20 protein-coding genes and 1 other annotated feature are annotated in these 19,018 nt (G+C 40.0%); all 20 genes read left to right on the forward strand.

The genetic code is table 11. The features are described 5' to 3' along the window. The first annotated feature begins 263 nt into the window (after window positions 1–263). A complete protein-coding gene (locus CZ382_RS04845) occupies window positions 264–1,490 on the forward strand; it encodes an IS4 family transposase (RefSeq protein WP_088049366.1) in 1,227 nt (408 codons plus the stop codon). A gap of 340 nt (window positions 1,491–1,830) precedes the next feature. Then, complete coding sequence (locus CZ382_RS04850) at window positions 1,831–2,619, forward strand: cell division protein FtsQ/DivIB (RefSeq protein ID WP_088050086.1); 789 nt, start codon at window positions 1,831–1,833, stop codon at window positions 2,617–2,619. A gap of 2 nt (window positions 2,620–2,621) precedes the next feature. Next, window positions 2,622–2,753 (forward strand): hypothetical protein, encoded by a 132-nt coding sequence (locus CZ382_RS24510; RefSeq protein ID WP_268811311.1) that lies wholly within the window; start codon window positions 2,622–2,624, stop codon window positions 2,751–2,753. Beyond that, window positions 2,750–3,004, forward strand: a complete 255-nt coding sequence (locus CZ382_RS04855; protein ID WP_088050087.1) for a hypothetical protein — start codon at window positions 2,750–2,752, stop codon at window positions 3,002–3,004. Before CZ382_RS24510 ends, CZ382_RS04855 begins: the two co-directional genes overlap by 4 nt. 93 nt (window positions 3,005–3,097) lie before the next feature. Further along, window positions 3,098–3,304: a DUF1290 domain-containing protein gene (locus CZ382_RS04860; protein ID WP_088050088.1), complete on the forward strand. Its 207-nt coding sequence runs from the start codon at window positions 3,098–3,100 to the stop codon at window positions 3,302–3,304. Between the two features lie 152 nt (window positions 3,305–3,456). Then, the gene (gene ftsA / locus CZ382_RS04865; RefSeq protein ID WP_088050089.1) at window positions 3,457–4,737 is read left to right on the forward strand and encodes a cell division protein FtsA; all 1,281 of its coding nucleotides are present in this window, start codon (window positions 3,457–3,459) and stop codon (window positions 4,735–4,737) included. A 152-nt stretch (window positions 4,738–4,889) separates the two neighbouring features. Further along, window positions 4,890–6,029: a cell division protein FtsZ gene (ftsZ, locus tag CZ382_RS04870; protein ID WP_088050090.1), complete on the forward strand. Its 1,140-nt coding sequence runs from the start codon at window positions 4,890–4,892 to the stop codon at window positions 6,027–6,029. Window positions 6,030–6,577: 548 nt separating this feature from the next. After that, complete coding sequence (spoIIGA, locus tag CZ382_RS04875; RefSeq protein ID WP_088050091.1) at window positions 6,578–7,498, forward strand: sigma-E processing peptidase SpoIIGA; 921 nt, start codon at window positions 6,578–6,580, stop codon at window positions 7,496–7,498. Window positions 7,499–7,873: 375 nt separating this feature from the next. Then, complete coding sequence (gene sigE, locus CZ382_RS04880; RefSeq protein ID WP_088050092.1) at window positions 7,874–8,593, forward strand: RNA polymerase sporulation sigma factor SigE; 720 nt, start codon at window positions 7,874–7,876, stop codon at window positions 8,591–8,593. 124 nt (window positions 8,594–8,717) lie between these two features. Beyond that, on the forward strand, window positions 8,718–9,497 hold the full coding sequence (gene sigG / locus CZ382_RS04885) for an RNA polymerase sporulation sigma factor SigG (RefSeq protein WP_088050093.1): 780 nt from the start codon (window positions 8,718–8,720) through the stop codon (window positions 9,495–9,497). A 705-nt stretch (window positions 9,498–10,202) separates the two neighbouring features. After that, window positions 10,203–10,481: a YlmC/YmxH family sporulation protein gene (locus tag CZ382_RS04890; RefSeq protein WP_088050094.1), complete on the forward strand. Its 279-nt coding sequence runs from the start codon at window positions 10,203–10,205 to the stop codon at window positions 10,479–10,481. Window positions 10,482–10,525: 44 nt separating this feature from the next. Further along, complete coding sequence (pgeF, locus tag CZ382_RS04895) at window positions 10,526–11,335, forward strand: peptidoglycan editing factor PgeF (protein WP_088050095.1); 810 nt, start codon at window positions 10,526–10,528, stop codon at window positions 11,333–11,335. A 26-nt stretch (window positions 11,336–11,361) separates the two neighbouring features. Continuing rightward, window positions 11,362–12,042, forward strand: a complete 681-nt coding sequence (locus tag CZ382_RS04900; protein WP_230856047.1) for a YggS family pyridoxal phosphate-dependent enzyme — start codon at window positions 11,362–11,364, stop codon at window positions 12,040–12,042. A 9-nt stretch (window positions 12,043–12,051) separates the two neighbouring features. Then, on the forward strand, window positions 12,052–12,486 hold the full coding sequence (locus CZ382_RS04905) for a cell division protein SepF (protein WP_088050096.1): 435 nt from the start codon (window positions 12,052–12,054) through the stop codon (window positions 12,484–12,486). A 6-nt stretch (window positions 12,487–12,492) separates the two neighbouring features. After that, complete coding sequence (locus tag CZ382_RS04910; protein WP_088050097.1) at window positions 12,493–12,759, forward strand: YggT family protein; 267 nt, start codon at window positions 12,493–12,495, stop codon at window positions 12,757–12,759. Window positions 12,760–12,770: 11 nt separating this feature from the next. Further along, window positions 12,771–13,547, forward strand: coding sequence for a YlmH family RNA-binding protein (locus tag CZ382_RS04915; RefSeq protein ID WP_088050098.1), 777 nt, complete (start codon window positions 12,771–12,773; stop codon window positions 13,545–13,547). Window positions 13,548–13,646: 99 nt separating this feature from the next. Further along, the gene (locus CZ382_RS04920; protein ID WP_088050099.1) at window positions 13,647–14,144 is read left to right on the forward strand and encodes a DivIVA domain-containing protein; all 498 of its coding nucleotides are present in this window, start codon (window positions 13,647–13,649) and stop codon (window positions 14,142–14,144) included. 108 nt (window positions 14,145–14,252) lie between these two features. Further along, window positions 14,253–14,473 (forward strand) — a binding site (T-box leader). Between the two features lie 172 nt (window positions 14,474–14,645). Then, on the forward strand, window positions 14,646–17,402 hold the full coding sequence (ileS, locus tag CZ382_RS04925; protein ID WP_088050100.1) for an isoleucine--tRNA ligase: 2,757 nt from the start codon (window positions 14,646–14,648) through the stop codon (window positions 17,400–17,402). Between the two features lie 166 nt (window positions 17,403–17,568). Next, window positions 17,569–18,039, forward strand: coding sequence for a signal peptidase II (lspA, locus tag CZ382_RS04930; RefSeq protein ID WP_088050101.1), 471 nt, complete (start codon window positions 17,569–17,571; stop codon window positions 18,037–18,039). Continuing rightward, on the forward strand, window positions 18,036–18,947 hold the full coding sequence (locus tag CZ382_RS04935) for an RluA family pseudouridine synthase (RefSeq protein ID WP_088050102.1): 912 nt from the start codon (window positions 18,036–18,038) through the stop codon (window positions 18,945–18,947). The genes lspA and CZ382_RS04935 overlap by 4 nt, the downstream gene beginning before the upstream one ends. The last annotated feature ends 71 nt before the right edge of the window (window positions 18,948–19,018 follow it).

A 19,018-nucleotide genomic window follows, 5' to 3' on the forward strand; every position in this document is an offset into this window, starting at 1 on the left:
ATACATCAACCCGAAAACAGAAACATCAACTAGCTGCTGCGCGCTGGAACTGGACGTGGTCCCTCTCGACTATCCAGTTATCCACAGCGTATAAATTTTATAATTTCCCACTAGCGTTGCAGGAAAATAAAATATAAAAGTCAAGAAATATATTTTATGTGAAATTTGGCAATAATGGCAATTTAACCTTTAAAAGTCATAAAAAAAGCCTTATAATTAGGGTATGGTAGTCCAGTCCAAATCCCTAACTATAAGGAGCTAACATGGACAATAATACCATAAAACATGTATTTAAGGAATACATTCATCCACTGGATACAAAAGTTATACAAAAAATGATTGACCATGCCCAAATCGATAAATATGTAAAAAAGCTTGGTGTACTCACGTTTATCAGAACTTTCATTTATGCTCAGCTGAAAGAATTAAAGAGTCTTGGGCGGATAAGCGATAATGTAAAACGCAAGAAAATGGTACAAAGACTTGTTGGCATAAAGCGTATTAGTAAATCTCAGCTTTCACGAAAGCTGGGTGAAATACCGCCTGAAATTTTTCAGGTTATCCTGCATCATCTGGTTCAAAAATTGCATCAAGAACTCGGTTCCAAGCAAGCAGATAAGGCACTTGGAAAGATACATTTAATCGATTCATCAACGATCTCGATGTGCCTTAGCCAATATGAATGGGCCGTTTTCCGAGAGACAAAAGCTGGAATAAAGCTACATACTTCCGTCAATTTTTGTGATGGTGTTTCTTATCCAAATGACGTGATTCTTACTCCTGCAAAGCCAGCAGATGTCACACAGTTAGACCCATTAATTTTGGGTAAAGATGCGCTTCACGTATTCGACCGCGGCTATTTCGACTTTGGCAAATTTGAGTATTATTGTGCAAACGGAATTCGATTTGTCACCAGAATTAAAGCAAATACGATCGTTCACGTGATAGAGGAACTACCTGTAGATCCATCCTCTGCAATCATTCGTGATGCGATGGTGAAAATCGGAAATATGAAACATCCTTTACATTTGGTAGAAACATTGGATAGTAAAGGCAACCTCATTTCGATTGTATGCAATGATGCAAAAGTGAGCGCGCAAGAAATTAGTGACCTCTACCGTACACGTTGGCAAATCGAATTGTTTTTCAAATGGATAAAGCAGCATTTGGTCTTGATAAAATTTTACGGACAAAGCGAAAATGCCGTATTCAACCAGATTTACATCGCGATGATTACATTCTGCTTAAATCTGTTAATGAAAAACAAATTAGGATATAAAGGTACATTACTGGAAATGTTCAATTGGGTAAGTGATTTTTGGTCTAAAAGTCTTTCGAGCTTCATAAAAGAACTTTTCAAAAAACCGGATCGAACATCCAACGGACGCCGAAAGATGCAGCATCAGCGAATATTTGAAGAAACCTTAGCACAATATGAATCAGGAGATGTTTTACATTTAGATGATCTAACGTACGATCCACTCGTTTAAATAACTAATGAATTCCAAAAAATGGATGAAGGACTACCTTTATAGCCCTATTATCTTTTTTTCTCTGATTCACGAAGAAGGTGAGACTGAATATTCTTTATAATTGATAAATGTAAATAAGTTACAAATCAAAATGGTTGACTAGATCTTTTATTTTTTATGCAACGCTAGTGATAATTTCCTAGAAGACAAAAAAACACGTCTTTCCTGTAAAGGCGTGCTTTTATTGTATTGGCAACAGGTAATTTGTACTACATGATTATTTGTAATCTATGATATAATTTCTGTAACCAAATGACAAACGTTCATGTCGCTAAATTTTTTGCAAAGGAAGAATAGAATGGAGAAAAAGAAAATTGTTTCGATTGAGGATCGTATTCCGAAATTGAAGCAAGCTCGAAAAAAGAAAGCAAATAGAAGATTAATATTCTATCTATCCATTTTTTTCTTGTTGATTTCGATTATAGTCTATTTACAATCACCGTTAAGCAATGTCAAGACGGTGGCTGTAACAGGCAATTCATTTATTTCGGATGAAGCAATTGTTGAAAAAAGCAACATAACAAATAAAACAAATATTTGGACCATCAATGAAACGGATATAAAAAAAAGGTTACACAAGAATCCAACAATAAAGTCAGTGGAAATTACTAAAAAACTTCCACGGACAGTAGAGATTCATTTATCCGAATATGATCGTGTTGGTTATATAAACGTCGATGGTGCTTTTCATCCTGTTCTGGGTAATGGACAAGTCTTAACATCGATTAAGGAAAAGTCTATTAATGGGGATGCACCATTATTAATGGACTTTTCGGATAAAGCAAATTTGCGTAAAATGACGAGTGAATTAAACAAGCTTCCTGACAGTATTTTAAATATGATATCGGAAATTCATTGGAAGCCAACAGATGAAGATAAAAATAAGATCATGCTTTATATGAATGACGGTTATCTTGTCGATGGCACAATACGGGACTTTGCCACTAAAATGAAAGTTTATCCTTCCATTGTCGCCCAACTCAACCCGGATAAAAAAGGTATTATCCATATTGGTGTTGGTGCTTATTTCGAATCCTTTGATAAGGAGACGAAAGAAGAGGGGACGAATGATGAAACGGAAGACTAGGCATGTTTTCCCAAAAGGATTCAGATTTAGAAATAAAATTTGCTGATCGGGAGAAGCTGATTGGCAAATGTGTTGAACAAAGTAATGAATTCAAATTATTAATGGTGATTTACCTGTTTATGGTGATGGTATGATAGTCACTTCGCATGATGCTAATTATATTCCAGACGAGGAAAACCCAAGTAATTATCTGGTTCTCGAAAGTCATATACACCAAGTTGTTAACGAACTGTTTAGTGCTGGGGAAAAGGCTGTGGCAATCATGGATTATCCCGCTGCTCTAGTACATGCTGCATTTGATGTTACTTGGCGGGATATGGATTTTGCAAAGAAATTTGTTGGCAAAAAATTTTTATCACGCATTAACTGGCTGGAATACCCCTAGCGTGAGTAAACCAAAAACGGGAAGATGGAGGAGTAAACAGCCCGTAAATTCCTGATTCGTTCAACTAACGTCGAATGGGGAAACCCCAACTGAATGAAGTTTCACTTTATCAGCGGGCTTTTAAATAATGGCATTCGGTCTGGCTTAACATTTATTAGTTTGCAATGGGGAATTGATTTATATTTGGCCGCCATATTTGCATTTGGTATAAGACTCTTGCAAACTATAGCAATCAGCAGCATGCATTTGCTTAAAAAGGAATTTTATTTTAAGAAAAAGGAAAAAAGTAATGGAAAATAAAAGGGAAATGATGTTTTTTTGTAGAAATACTCTATATATCTTTTATTTTTGAGTATATTCTTATGGAATTTTAATTTATAATAATAGAATAGAGCAGATAGAAACGATCTGATTATACGAATATCAGATGCTTTATTGGGAGGTGCCTTTCATTGGACAACAGTGAAATACTAGTAAGCTTGGACGTAGGTACATCAAAAATTAAAGTCATTATTGGTGAAGTGCTAAATGATTCATTAAACATTATTGGTGTAGGTTCTGCAACGTCAAATGGCATGAAAAAGGGTGCCATTGTTGATATTGATCAAACTGTTCATTCGATCCGTAATGCTGTAGAGCAAGCAGAACGGATGGTAGGAATGCAGATTGACCGTGTGGTTGTTGGTATTAATGGCAACCATGTACAGCTGCAGGCGTGCCACGGCGTGGTAGCTGTCCAAAGTGAGAATAGGGAAATTGGTGATGAGGATATAACTCGGGTAATTGATGGAGCGCAGGTTGTTTCGATACCACCGGAAAGGGAAATTATTGATGTGATACCGAAGCAATTTATTGTCGATGGATTGGATGAGATAACGGATCCACGTGGAATGATCGGTGTTCGCCTGGAAATGGAAGGAACGATTATTACCTGTTCAAAGACGGTTTTACATAATATTTTAAAATGTGTGGAACGTGCAGGACTGGAAGTAACCGATATTTGCTTGCAGCCGCTTGCGGCAGGGGCTATTGCATTATCAAAGGATGAGAAAAATCTCGGTGTCGCACTAATTGATGTTGGCGGCGGCTGTACAACTGTATCCGTCTTTGAAAATGACCATTTGGTGTCAACAAGTGTTATTCCTCTTGGTGGTGATAACATTACAAAGGATTTATCAATAGGTCTCAGGACGTCGACAGAGGATGCAGAAGATATTAAACTAAATTATGGACATGCTTTTTTCGATGATGCACAGGAGGATGAAACATTTACCGTACCGACAATTGGCAGCGATACTTCACAAACGTATAACCAGCTGCAAATTGCCGATATGATTGAAGCAAGATTGGAAGAAATTTATGCGTATGCTGAACGGGAAATCAGACGAATGGGGTACCATGAATTACCAGGTGGCTATGTCCTGACAGGTGGTACAATGAAAATGCCTGGTGTACTTGAACTTGCCCAGGATTTATTCCAGGCAAATGTCAGAATGTCTTTACCAGATTATATAGGCGTTCGGGAACCGCAATTTACAGCAGGAGTGGGAATCTTGCAATTTGCTTATCGTAATGCGAAAATACAAGGAAAAGATTTATTTCCATCTGTTATTGTGAATTCCTACGAAGAAAAACCAAAACGAACGAAAAAACAGCCAAAAGCAGAGGAAAAAATAGAGAAGAAGAAAAAGGAATCTGGAATCGCCAATTTATTTAAATACTTTTTTGATTAAATTCAAAAGCGGAAGCGCCCGGTTAGGGGCTAGAGGATTCTTGCCCTTCCAAGCAGGGTGGTTCGGTGTTGCTGCCGGGAGCAGCGGTCTTAAATGTTGATGTTTAGATTCTGGAACTCTCGTAATTTTGTATATTTTAGGAGGAACGGTATATGTTGGAGTTTGACACAAATATGGATCAACTGGCGACAATTAAAGTTATCGGGGTTGGCGGCGGTGGAAATAATGCCGTTAACCGTATGATTGAACACGGTGTTGAAGGTGTTGAATTTATTGCAGTCAATACGGATTCACAGGCATTAAATCTATCAAAAGCGGAGGTAAAACTGCAAATCGGCGGAAAACTCACTCGTGGATTGGGGGCAGGTGCAAATCCGGAGGTTGGAAAAAAGGCTGCCGAAGAAAGTAAAGAGCAGCTTGAAGAAGTACTGCAAGGGGCAGACATGATCTTTGTTACTGCCGGTATGGGTGGCGGAACCGGAACCGGGGCAGCACCTATCATCGCTCAAATCGCGAAGGATTTAGGCGCACTCACAGTTGGTGTTGTTACCCGTCCATTTACATTTGAAGGCAGAAGACGATCGACACAAGCAATATCAGGAATTGACACATTAAAGAGCTGTGTGGACACTTTAATTGTTATCCCGAATGACCGTTTACTCGAAATAGTCGATAAAAACACCCCAATGCTGGAAGCGTTCCGTGAAGCGGATAACGTACTACGCCAAGGTGTACAAGGTATTTCTGATTTGATTGCAAAACCGGGTCTAATTAATGTTGACTTTGCTGATGTTAAAACGATCATGTTTGACAAAGGATCTGCATTAATGGGAATTGGCATTGCTACAGGGGAAAACCGGGCAACAGAGGCCGCAAAAAAAGCTATTTCTTCTCCGTTACTGGAAACCTCAATCGATGGGGCGCATGGAATTCTTATGAATATTACCGGTGGAACAAACTTAAGCTTATATGAAGTACAGGAGGCAGCTGATTTGGTTACCTCAGCAGCCGATAATGAGGTAAATGTAATCTTTGGTTCGGTCATTAATGAAAACCTGAAAGATGAAATAATCGTAACGGTAATTGCTACCGGCTTTGATGAAAACCAAAAAGCTGAGCCTCAGCCAAAAGCACGACCGGTTATCAACCATAAACAAGCTGCAGCAACAAAAGTAAATGAAGAAATGCCACGAAGGGAATCAAGAAGTAATGTAAATCAGCAGCCCTCTAAGCAGGAAGAAGATACACTAGATATTCCTACCTTTTTACGGAACCGGAACAGAAAAAGATAATGATAAGTATAAATTACCACAAATAAACGGATGGATGTGTTATCCATCCGTTTATTTGTGGTTACCGTGATTTTTTTCTTTATTCTTACCTCTACCTCCATATCTGTCGAAAATATGCCACGTCCAGCTCCAGCGCTAAAACGGCTAGTGGACAACACCCGCCCCCGTACGAAAGTCAACATCGGTTCGGGTAGGAAGGAAGACCCGCTAAAAACGGGCTTGCCGCTCAGGCGTCAACATATCCCTTTTTTAGTGGCATGTTTCCTTTATCTCCTGCGGTTGTTTGTTCGGTTAAAACCGCCGCTCCCGGCGGCAACACCGAACCACCCTGCTTGGAGAGCGAGAGTCCTCTAGCCGCTAACCGAGCGCTTCCTCTTATGCATATGACAAACTCCCCGATAACTTCTTAAAATTAGCGCTATTACGCATACAAGAAATGACAGACTTTGCTGAACAAGTCCGCTATACTTCTTTTAACGCATCCATTTTCCGGTGATTTTTAAAAGGTTCAATGATGATTGGGGCGATGCGGGAAAGGAAGAGCTTAAGTGACGATTTATCTTGATGCTGTCTGGCTGTTGAATTTCTTATTAGACATGATGCTATTAATGCTTACCCAGATTTTAGCCAAAGATAGCACAAGGAAAATCCGGATTGTTTTTGGTGCATTTGTAGCTTCCATGCTTGTACCTATTTCTTTATATTATCCGGATTCTATTATGACTAGTATGATAGGCAAAATTGGTTATTCCGTGATTATCATCCTTTGCTCTTTTCGTTATTATTCGTTCTACCGGTTAGTAAAAATGCTTTTATTATTTTATTTCACAACATTCTCGATCGGAGGTGGTTTGATAGCCATACATTTTTTGTTCCAAAATCCAATTGGGTTTTCAGCAAACGGGATCCTTACATTCAATAAAGGATATGGTGATCCTGTAAGCTGGCTATTCATTGTTATCGGATTTCCGATCGTTTGGTGGTTTACGAAGACGCGTATGGACAAGCACGCCAGTGAAAAGATCCGATATGATCAATTACATCCTGTCACAATTCAATTAAAGAACCGGAGTAATTCGACTACAGGATATATTGACAGCGGGAATCAATTGGTCGATCCATTAACAAAAAAACCGGTAATTATATGTGACGAACATTTTTTAAAGCACTGGTTTAACGAGCATGAGTGGCAGATGCTAAAAAGTGCTCAGGAGGAATTGAACTTTGAAAAAATCCCGGAACAATGGAAAACGCGAATTCAGCTTATTCCGTTTCAAGGGGTCGAAGGGAAACGTCTATTTATGATGACAATCAAGCCGGATAAGTTAATCGTCTACTATAATGAGGAAAAACTGATCACGAGTAAAGTTTTGATCGGCATCCAATTTGCCGAACTTGTGAATGATCAGAGTTATCATTGTTTACTCCATCCACAAATCATGAAGCTGGCAGCGGTCCATACAGCATAAAGTGAAACTTCATGCAGTGGGGGTTTCCGAAGCACAGGACGTGCTAGTCCAGGCGAAGGCATGCAGACGTGACGGTTTTAGCCTGCCCTTCTTTCCGATTGAATGTTAGCCTGAGGCGGACACGATGTGGGGCACAAAGACGAAGACATAAGAATGTGACGCTCTTAGTCTTTGTTCCTATGATCGAATCTTTATGGGCTATTTATCTTCTACCTTCCTTTTTAGTTTACTCGCGATAAGGTGGGGGTATTACAGCCTGTTAATGCGGGATAAATTGTTCAAGAGCGGAAGTTCATAAGCACCTGGGAACCGGAACTGGACTGTCAAATGCTCATTTATTGCTAAACTAGTATATCAGACAAAGGAGAGATAGATTTGCTGAAATGGAAATTACGGTTGCGTTTATGGTGGTATAGAGCGTTAATGAAACTCGGATTTAAATCGGATGAAATTTATTACATCGGCGGGAGTGAAGCATTGCCACCACCATTGTCCAAAGCAGAAGAACAAGAACTGCTCGAGCGTTTGCCAAAAGGTGATAAAGCAGCCCGGGCCATGTTAATTGAACGAAATCTAAGGCTGGTAGTCTACATAGCTCGGAAATTCGAAAATACCGGGATTAATATTGAAGATCTGATCAGTATTGGAACAATAGGGCTGATCAAAGCAGTCAATACCTTTAATCCGGAAAAGAAAATCAAATTGGCAACCTATGCTTCACGTTGTATTGAAAACGAAATTCTGATGTATTTACGGAGAAATAACAAATTAAAATCCGAAATTTCCTTTGATGAGCCGTTAAACATTGATTGGGATGGCAATGAATTATTGCTTTCCGATGTGCTTGGAACCGACGATGATATCATTACAAGAAATTTAGAATCCAATGTTGATAAGCACCTTTTAAAAAATGCCTTGTCCCAACTAAATGCCCGGGAAAAACAAATTATGGAACTTCGCTTCGGGTTAATCGGGGAGGAGGAAAAAACACAAAAAGATGTCGCCGATATGCTTGGTATTTCGCAATCCTATATTTCCCGTTTGGAGAAGAAAATAATCAGGCGTTTAAAAAAAGAATTTAATAAAATGGTTTAGCCCTTATTTCTAGTGGGAAAATGACAATTTTTTACCTTTTTTAACATAAATCGCGCTGCATAAAAAACTTCCCAGGGGGAGATACTGTCCATGAACAGCATCTCCAACGGGAGGGTAGAGCAGAATGATCAGACATAAAGTAGAGATATGCGGCGTTGATACATCGAAATTACCGGTTTTAAAGAACGAGGAAATGAAGAAATTATTTGTCAAAATGCAAGAAGGAGACATTTCAGCTAGAGAGGAACTTGTGAATGGAAATTTACGTCTGGTTTTGAGTGTCATCCAGCGGTTCAATAATCGTGGAGAATATGTGGATGATCTATTCCAGGTAGGTTGTATCGGTCTGATGAAGTCGATTGACAATTTTGATTTAGGACATAATGTAAAGTTTTCCACATATGCTGTACCAATGATTATTGGTGAAATCCGGAGATACTTACGGGACAACAATCCAATTCGCGTTTCCAGATCATTGCGCGATATTGCTTATAAGGCATTACAAGTTCGGGAAAAATTAATTAATAAAACATCGAAAGAACCAACGCCAATGGAAATCGCAGAAGAAATGGGTGTTCCGCACTCGGATATTGTTTTTGCTTTGGATGCTATCCAGGATCCTGTTTCATTATTTGAACCGATTTATAATGATGGCGGGGATCCAATCTTTGTGATGGATCAGCTTAGTGATGACAAGGACAAAGATGATACATGGGTCGATAAGCTAAGCCTGAAGGAGGGCATGTACCAGTTAAATGCAAGGGAAAAAATGATTTTAAATAAACGGTTTTTTCAAGGGAAAACGCAAATGGAAGTTGCCGAAGAAATAGGTATTTCCCAAGCCCAAGTGTCCCGTCTGGAAAAAGCCGCAATCCAGCAAATGAATAAGCAAATGTTTGAATAAATTCAGAAGCTTCACGGATGCTGGAGCAGGACGAATTAGAGAATAAGCCACATTACATGAAGTGATGTGGCTTTTCCCTTGTAACCCGAACGAGTTTGGTCACTCACAAGCTTGATGAGCGGCTTTTCTCTTGTAATCCGAACGAGTTTGGTCACTCATAAGCCTGATGAGCGGCTTTTCTCTTGTAATCCGAATGAGTTTGGTCACTCATAAGCCTGATGAGTGGCTTTTCTCTTGTAATCCGAATGAGTTTGGTCACTCATAAGCCTGATGAGTGGCTTTTCTCTTGTAATCCGAACGAGATTGGTCACTCATAAGCTTGATGAGTACCTTTTTTCTTGAAATCCGAACGAGTTTGGTCACTCACAAGCTTGATGAGCAGCTTTTCTCTTGAAATTCGAACGAGATTGGTCAGTCATAAGCTTAATGAGTACCTTTTCTCTTGAAATTCGAACGATCTTGGTCACTCATAAGCTTGATGAGTACCTTCTTTCTTGAAATTCGAACGAAATTGGTCACTCATAGGCTTAATGAGTACCTTTTCTCTTGAAATTCGAACGATCTTGGTCACTTACAAGCTTGATGAGCAGCTTTTCTCTTGAAATTCGAACGAGATTAGTCACTCACAAGCTTGATGAGCGGCTTTTCTCTTGACATGAAAACAGCCTGGCCTTGCATATAATTAACCAAGGAGGGTGAGGCATTATGGTAAAATTATCTGAATTACAAGTAAAGGAAATCATTATTATTGATGATGGAACAAGACTTGGACACTTTACGGATCTTGAAATAGATACAAGAAATGGTAAAATTACTGCCCTGATCGTTCCGGTAAAAGAAAAACAAAGCGGTTTTTTTGGCAAAACAGATGAAATGATTATCCATTGGAGTCAAATTGAAACAATCGGTTCTGATGTTATTCTCGTAAAGAACGTGGAGTCGCCCAAATTATATCCAGATCAGCATTTCGTGGAAAAACGCTAAAATTATGGTAGAATGGAAAAAGCATATGAATGGAGGGTGTTTATATGTCTGAACCATTTTACCATGATACCGATTCTTTTTTACATATACAAAAATGGCAAAATATAAATAAAAAACTCAGAGCAGGTTTTACAACAAGAATCGGCGGTGTCAGCAAGGAGTCGTTCGCAACCTTTAATCTTGGATTACATGTACCAGATGATAACAATGACGTCGTAGCCAATAGGCGTCTACTGGCAAATAATCTTGCATTCCCATTGAACAATTGGGTGGCAGCGGAGCAAGTTCATTCGGCAAATACCGTAGAGGTAAATCGGAATGATAAAGGCAAAGGTGCCGTTACTTTTGAAGATTCACTCGCTGGTACAGATGGGATATTCACAAATGAATCCGGCTTACTATGTACCGCCTTTTTTGCTGATTGTGTACCATTATTTTTCTTTGACCCTGTATCAGGATATATCGGGATTGCGCATGCTGGCTGGAAGGGAACGGTTAAGCGAATCGCTGAAAAAATGGTCGAAAAGCTGCTGATGGCTGGCAGCAAAACAAATGATATCCTTGTCGTAATTGGCCCCTGTATTTCCCAAAAAGCGTATGAAGTCGATGCTCGAGTTGTTCATCATATACCTGTGGAATTACACGATAAAACTGTAACCAAACAGGGAAATAATCGTTATTTATTAGATTTAAAACAATTAAATACCGAAATCCTTTTACAATGTGGTATTTTACGTCATAATATAGACATAACAAATTATTGCACGTTTCAGGAGGAATCGTTATTTTTTTCACATAGAAGAGATAATGGTAAAACAGGAAGAATGTTGGGATATATTGGATACTTACCATGATGATGTCGGGGAGGAGAGGAAAACCAGTGCATGTAGCTGAAAATTTGCAGAACATCCGTTCAACAATCAGACAAGCTTGCGAGAAGACAGGCCGTAATCCTGACGACATAACCATTATTGGGGTTACGAAATATGTTACAATTGAGCGAACGGAAGAAACGATTGCAGCAGGGATCAATAACCTTGGCGAAAATCGCTCTGAAGGGTTTCTTGAGAAATATAATCATTTTCGGGACCGTGCAACCTGGCATTTTATCGGTTCACTGCAATCAAGGAAAGTAAAAGACATTATTGATAAGGTAGATACGATTCATTCACTCGATCGGGTATCTCTCGCGAAGGAAATTGATAAGCGGGCAGATCATGTAATTGATTGTTTTGTCCAAGTAAATACAAGTGGAGAAGAATCGAAACATGGGTTATCCAAAGGGGCAGTCATCCCTTTCATCGATTCTCTCGCAACTTTTCAACATATTCGTATAGTCGGTCTCATGACAATGGCACCACATGTTGATGACGAGCATGTGCTAAGAAATACATTTAGACAACTGGCAGATTTACGGGATACCATCCAGCAAAGGGATCTGAAATATGCACCTTGCAACTATTTGTCCATGGGGATGAGCAATGATTATCACATTGCCGTTGAGGAAGGAGCTACACATATCAGAGTCGGTTCCAAATTAGTCGGATCCGGGAATGAATGAGGTGAAACGATGAGCATTAAAAATAAAATTAAAACATTTTTTGCGATGGATGATGAATATGAATATGTCGAGGAACAGGAGGGGCCCGATTTGTCTGAACGTTCATCAACGGATCAGCACTGGAAGCAAAATGTTGTAAATTTAAAAAGTATCGAGCAGCCTTCACCCAAGGTCGTTCTATGTGAGCCGAGATCATATAATGAAGTTCAGGAAATCGCTGATAATATTGTAAACCGGCGAGCGATTGTCATCAATTTACAGCGTGTTGACCATAACCAGGCTAAACGGATTGTTGATTTTCTCAGCGGGACGGTTTATGCTTTGAACGGTGATATTCAAAAGCTCGGTACGGAGACATTTTTATGTACACCAGATAATGTCGATGTTTCCGGAACAATTTCTGAAGCATTTTCAACTGAAGATGAATTTGAAAAGGGATGGTAATAAAGCATGGTCCAATTATTTAATATACTGTTTTATGCATTCGAAATATATGTCTATGCATTGATAATCTATATTTTCATGTCCTGGTTTCCGGGGGCAAGGGAGTCGACAATTGGGGTGTTTCTAGCCAAAATTTGCGAACCGTATCTGGAAATGTTCCGTAAGTTTATTCCACCACTAGGAATGATTGATCTATCCCCGATCGTCGCTATTTTTGTATTGTATTTAGCAAGAAGCGGGTTATTGGAATTGTTTAGATTGATTGTGTATTGAGGCAGAGAACAATGGAGATTTATCAGCACTTTCGTAAAGATGAACAAGGCTTTATTGATCAAGTACTCGCGTGGAAGGAACATGTCGAAAAAACATACCAGCCCAAATTAACCGACTTTTTGGATCCGAGAGAACAGCAGATTGTCGAAATGCTGATTGGCAGCCAGCGTGATGTGCTGGCATTGCATAAAAGCGGCGGGACAGCACATACGGAGCGAAAAAGGATCATTATCGCTCCAATTTACGACGAGATTGAGGAGCAGGATTTTGCCCTTACGTTAATGCAGGCGGCCTATCAGGACAAGTTTATTTCCTTAACCCACCGTGACGTCATGGGTGCTTTTCTGTCACTTGGTGTGAAGCGAAAAAAATTAGGAGACATCCATGTTGCCAGTGGTATAGTGCAAATTATCATGTCAAGTGATATCGCTGCCTATATCAAAGCAAATTTAACAGCGATAAAAAAAGCGAAAATCGCATTGGAAGAAAGACCAGTGGTAAATTTTTTAGGCGGGGAAAAATATTGGGCTGAGGCAGATCATACCGTATCCTCCTTACGACTTGATGCGATTTTAAAAGAAATATACAAACTGTCCCGGAAAGATGCCACAAATGCTATTACAAAAAGTCTTGTCAAAGTAAACTATAAAACGGTCGAAAATCCCGCTTATCAGTTGCAAGAAGGGGATATTCTCTCTTTCCGGGGTAAAGGAAGAAGCAAATTAGCCGGGATTAATGGAAAAACTAAAAAAGAAAAATGGAAAATAACGACGGCCATTTTAAAATAAATTGTTATCCGTGCAGGATATTTTCCGTTTATGTCGAATAATAGCAAGTAAGAAATTATAGCATACTGATACGATATTTTGCGTTAGGAGGTGGCCTTTGTGCCATTATCACCACTAGATATTCACAATAAAGAGTTTACAAGAAGCTGGCGTGGATATGATGAAGATGAGGTTAATGAATTTTTGGATCAAGTGATTAAAGACTACGAAATGACGATCCGGGAGAAGAAGGATTTGCAAGGAAAGGTTGAACAGCTGAATGAAAGGCTTGGACACTTCACGGATATTGAGACAGCCTTGAATAAATCAATTCTCGTTGCCCAGGAAACGGCTGAAGAAGTAAAAGGGAGTGCATCCAAAGAAGCGAAGTTAATCATCAAGGAAGCGGAAAAAAACGCCGATCGGATTATTAATGAAGCATTGGAGAAATCGCGCCGAATTTCGCTGGATGTGGAAGAACTAAAGAAACAGGCAAAAGTATTCCGGACACGACTTAAAATGCTGGTCGAAGCACAATTGGATATGATTGACACTGATGACTGGGATCAATTATTTGATACCGAAATGAGTGAAGAACTCGAATTGACAGGTAAATAATTCATAACCCTTGACGTTCCGGGGATTTATGCATATAATTTGTAAACATATAGTGCGTGTTTAAAAAGTCGGCTTATTATTCGGATACTTTTTGAACATCTTCATATAGTAAATACGATGATAGAGACAGTATAAAAGCATATCTGTAAAAGCGAGCCGGGATTTGGTGTGAGCCTGGTACAGCATACTTTTGGAAGATCACTCTGGAGTATCCATTCGAACGATTAACAAGTAGAGATGGACGGTTCATTCACGTTACGAATCTTGAGTGAATTTAATGATGATATTAAATTTATAAGGGTGGTACCGCGAGTCTTCTCGTCCCTTTTTGGGGATGATGAGGGCTTTTTTTATCCCGCTTTAACGGGCAGCAACTCTCCACTCTAAACTTCCGAGATGAAATGTCGATTAACTGCCCATAAAGGCTCGACCCATTCAATTAGCGGAAAAAGCTCCCACTGAAGTTTTGTTTTATCTTAACATGAACAGGAGGAAGGTAAGATGGATTATAAAGAGACATTACTTATGCCAAAAACCAAGTTTCCGATGCGTGGAAATTTGCCGAATAAAGAACCATTACGACGCAAGGAATGGGATGAAAACCATTTATATGAAAAAAGTCTTGCACGTACAGAAGGAAGACCGTTATTTATTCTTCATGATGGCCCGCCATATGCGAATGGCGATCTGCATATTGGTCATGCGCTAAATAAAATTTTAAAAGATTTTATTACCCGCTATAAATCAATGGCCGGTTACCATGCACCATACGTTCCAGGCTGGGATACACACGGACTGCCAATTGAAACGGCGCTTACCAAAAAGAAAAAGGTGGATCGCAAAAAGCTGAGTATCGCAGAATTCAGACAAAAATGTGCGGAATATGCTATGAAGCAAATTGATAATCAGCGGGAACAGTTTAAAGAGTTAGGTGTTCGCGGCGATTGGGATAATCCCTATATCACGTTGACAAAGGACTATGAATCCGCGCAAATTCGTGTGTTTGGTGAAATGGCGAAAAAGGGCTATATCTATAAAGGATTGAAGCCGGTTTATTGGTCGCCTTCGTCTGAATCGGCACTTGCGGAAGCGGAAATCGAATATTATGACAAGCGTTCCCCCTCAATTTATGTTGCGTTTGAGATAACCGATGGGAAGGAGCTCCTTGATGGCGGAGAGAAATTCATCATTTGGACAACAACGCCATGGACCATTCCTGCTAACTTAGGAATTAGTCTTCATCCAGATTTTGACTATGTCGTTACCAAGGTAAACGATGATAAATTTGTTGTTGCCGAGGAACTACTCCCAGCTGTTGCAGAAGAACTGGCATGGGAGGACCCGGAAGTTGTAAAAACGTTTAAAGGAAAAGAAGCAGATAAAATTGTGGCTCAGCATCCATTTTATGATCGTGATTCCCTTGTCATGCTCGGTGAACACGTGACAATAGATGCTGGGACCGGTTGTGTACACACGGCACCGGGACACGGGGAAGATGACTTTTATGTATCAAAAAAATATGGCATTGATGCTCTCTGCCCAGTCGATGAAAAAGGGGTGTTTACAGAGGAAGCACCTGGGTACGAAGGCATGTTCTACGATGCGGCAAATAAACCGATCACGGAGAAGCTGGAAGAGGTAGGCGCGTTATTAAAGTTAAAGTTTATTACACACTCGTATCCACACGACTGGCGGACGAAAAAACCGACTATTTTCCGGGCGACCTCCCAGTGGTTTGCATCGATTAAAGATTTTCGTCAGGATATTCTGGATGAGATCAAACGGATCAATTGGTATCCACAGTGGGGTGAAACACGTCTGTACAATATGGTGCGGGATCGCGAGGACTGGTGTATTTCCCGCCAACGTACATGGGGTGTGCCAATTCCGGTATTTTACGGGGAAGATAAGGAACCAATCATTACCGATGAAACGATTGCACATGTATCTGAGTTGTTTGCTGAACATGGATCAAATATCTGGTTTGAATGGGATGCTAAAGATCTACTGCCTGAAGGGTTTACTTCTGAGCACAGCCCTAATGGCAAGTTTACAAAAGAAACCGATATTATGGATGTCTGGTTTGATTCAGGCTCATCACATGAAGCAGTGCTTGTCGGCAGAGAGAACCATAGACGGCCGGCAGATGTGTATTTGGAAGGAAGTGACCAATATCGAGGCTGGTTCAACTCTTCCCTATCAACGGCTGTTGCGGTAACTGGAAAGGCACCATATGAAAATGTTGTCAGCCATGGATTTACGTTAGATGGCGATGGAAGAAAAATGAGTAAATCACTTGGCAATGTGATTGTTCCTTCCAAGGTTCTAAAACAGCTCGGTGCTGACATTTTACGCCTATGGGTTGCTTCCGTTGATTACCAGGCAGATGTCCGTATTTCGGATGATATTTTAAAACAGGTTTCAGAAACATATCGGAAAATCCGTAATACGTTCCGGTTTATGCTGGCGAATATTGCTGATTTCGATCCAGCTAAAGACCGTGTAGCTGAAAACGATCTTGAAGAAGTCGATCGTTACATGCTTCATCGTCTGCAGCATGTTATGAAAAGCGTGCGGAAAAGCTATGACAACTTTGAGTACTCACCGATCTATCATCAAATCCATAATTTCTGTGCGGTCGATTTAAGCTCATTTTACTTGGATTTTGCTAAGGATATTTTGTATATCGAAGCGGAGAATGACCATCGTCGCAGGAGTATTCAAACGGTGTATTACGATATTTTGACAAGTTTGATTAAGATGCTGACACCGATTATCCCACATACAGCAGAGGAAGTGTGGGAATACGTTCCTGGAGCTGAGGCTGACTATGTACAGTTAACGGACATTCCGGAGGCACGAACTGTATTTGAAGACGAAGCTGCACTTGCAAAATGGGATCATTTCATGAAAGTACGGGATGATGTTTTGAAAGCACTGGAAGAAGCAAGGAATGGCAAAGTAATTGGTAAATCACTTGAGGCAAAAGTAACAATTGTCGCTAAGGATGTGCAAACAAAAGAAGTACTGGAACACATCCCCTACTTACATCAATTACTCATCGTTTCGGGTGCTGATGTTGTGGATAGTGCTGATGATACAAAAGAATATCGCTACGTCCATGTTAAAGTAGAAAAACATCCAGGCGAAAAATGTGAACGCTGCTGGGTCGCTTCCGAAACAGTCGGCGAGGATCATGATCATCCTGAATTATGTTCCCGTTGTGCAGATGTTGTGAAAAAGCATTATACAGGATAAAAATAGCTTATGAAAAGGTAAGAATGCTGGTTTATAATCAGCATTCTTATGTTTCTGTGCTGGTATTTGTATCGCAGCAGTATATATTTTCCCGCTTATAAGGCAAAGCGTGACTTTTTGTGGTAAAATGCAATAGGAATAGAATAGGAATTGGAGGAAAGTCTTCATGTATTGGTACTACCTTCTTGCAGTAGTTGTCATTGGAATTGACCAGCTGACAAAATGGATCATTGTCAAAAACATGGAATTGTACGAACAAATCACCGTTATTAAAGACTTCTTCTACATAACCTCTCATCGAAACACAGGTGCTGCCTGGGGAATTTTAGAGGGCCAAATGATCTTCTTTTATATCATTACTGTCGTGGTGATCATCGGGGTTGTCTACTATATGCAAAAGTTCGGGAAAGACAGCATCCTGCTTGCAGTTTCACTTAGTCTGATTTTGGGTGGGGCAATCGGCAACTTTATCGACCGGCTTTTTCGGCAAGAGGTTGTTGATTTTCTTGATTTTATTATATTCGGTTATGATTTTCCGATTTTTAATGTTGCGGATTCAGCATTAACTGTAGGTGTTATTCTTGTTTTAATAGCAACCTTTTTGGATGAGAAAAGGAAAGGAAAGACAGCGAAATGACCGAGCAGCAATACGAAGTGCAAAGGGAACAAAATAAAATACGAATTGATAAGCTGCTGGCTGAGATAAATCCGGAAAATTCCCGTTCCCAGGTACAAACGTGGATCAATCAGGGTTTGGTTGCGGTCAATGACAATATTGTCAAGGCTAATTACAAGTGTCAATCAGGGGATCGTGTAACATGGTCGATACCTGAATCAATGTCGTTATCGGTTACACCAGAGGATATCCCGCTTGACATTGTTTACGAGGATCGCGATGTCATTGTTGTCAACAAGCCAAGGGGGATGGTTGTTCATCCGTCTGCTGGACATGCCAGCGGGACACTCGTTAACGCACTTCTTTTTCATTGTCATGATCTATCGGGAATTAATGGTGTCGAACGTCCGGGGATTGTCCATCGGATTGACAAAGATACGAGCGGGTTATTAGTTGTTGCAAAGAATGATCAGGCCCATGCATCACTTGTTGAACAGCTGCAGGCAAAGGATGTCGAACGAAAATATGAAGCAATCGTCCACGGAGTAATTGAACATGATAAAGGATTGATTGATGCGCCAATTGCCAGAGATCCAAAAGATAGACAAAAAATGGGCATTGTCGAACAGGGAAAGCCTGCTGTCACCCATTTTACCGTATTGCAACGTTTTGAGCATTTTACCCATGTTGAATGCCGGTTGGAAACAGGTAGGACACACCAAATTCGTGTCCATATGAAATATATTGGTTTTCCACTTGTTGGTGATCCAAAATATGGTCCAAAGAAGACCCTCGATATAGGCGGACAGGCCTTGCATGCGAAAGTACTCGGCTTCACACATCCACGGACAAAGAATTGGATGCATTTTACAAGCGAGGCACCAACGGTATTCCGCGATCTGCTAAAGCAAATTAAAAAAATGTATTGACAGATAGGATTGGCTTTGCCATAATAAATACAAGTAAATAAGATCCTTTAAATTATAGTCCTGTGAGGCTA

The sequence above is a fragment of the Virgibacillus dakarensis genome (genome assembly GCF_900155625.1).
In the GTDB taxonomy this organism is placed as follows: Bacteria; Bacillota; Bacilli; order Bacillales; family Amphibacillaceae; genus Lentibacillus_C; species Lentibacillus_C populi.

Coding starts and splice junctions, on each gene's coding strand:
- CZ382_RS04845 (WP_088049366.1), top strand. CDS start 264: ATGGACAATAATACCATAAAACATGTATTTAAGGAATACATTCATCCA.
- CZ382_RS04850 (WP_088050086.1), top strand. CDS start 1,831: ATGGAGAAAAAGAAAATTGTTTCGATTGAGGATCGTATTCCGAAATTG.
- CZ382_RS24510 (WP_268811311.1), top strand. CDS start 2,622: ATGTTTTCCCAAAAGGATTCAGATTTAGAAATAAAATTTGCTGATCGG.
- CZ382_RS04855 (WP_088050087.1), top strand. CDS start 2,750: ATGATAGTCACTTCGCATGATGCTAATTATATTCCAGACGAGGAAAAC.
- CZ382_RS04860 (WP_088050088.1), top strand. CDS start 3,098: ATGAAGTTTCACTTTATCAGCGGGCTTTTAAATAATGGCATTCGGTCT.
- ftsZ (WP_088050090.1), top strand. CDS start 4,890: ATGTTGGAGTTTGACACAAATATGGATCAACTGGCGACAATTAAAGTT.
- sigG (WP_088050093.1), top strand. CDS start 8,718: ATGATCAGACATAAAGTAGAGATATGCGGCGTTGATACATCGAAATTA.
- CZ382_RS04890 (WP_088050094.1), top strand. CDS start 10,203: ATGGTAAAATTATCTGAATTACAAGTAAAGGAAATCATTATTATTGAT.
- pgeF (WP_088050095.1), top strand. CDS start 10,526: ATGTCTGAACCATTTTACCATGATACCGATTCTTTTTTACATATACAA.
- CZ382_RS04905 (WP_088050096.1), top strand. CDS start 12,052: ATGAGCATTAAAAATAAAATTAAAACATTTTTTGCGATGGATGATGAA.
- CZ382_RS04910 (WP_088050097.1), top strand. CDS start 12,493: ATGGTCCAATTATTTAATATACTGTTTTATGCATTCGAAATATATGTC.
- CZ382_RS04915 (WP_088050098.1), top strand. CDS start 12,771: ATGGAGATTTATCAGCACTTTCGTAAAGATGAACAAGGCTTTATTGAT.
- ileS (WP_088050100.1), top strand. CDS start 14,646: ATGGATTATAAAGAGACATTACTTATGCCAAAAACCAAGTTTCCGATG.
- lspA (WP_088050101.1), top strand. CDS start 17,569: ATGTATTGGTACTACCTTCTTGCAGTAGTTGTCATTGGAATTGACCAG.
- CZ382_RS04935 (WP_088050102.1), top strand. CDS start 18,036: ATGACCGAGCAGCAATACGAAGTGCAAAGGGAACAAAATAAAATACGA.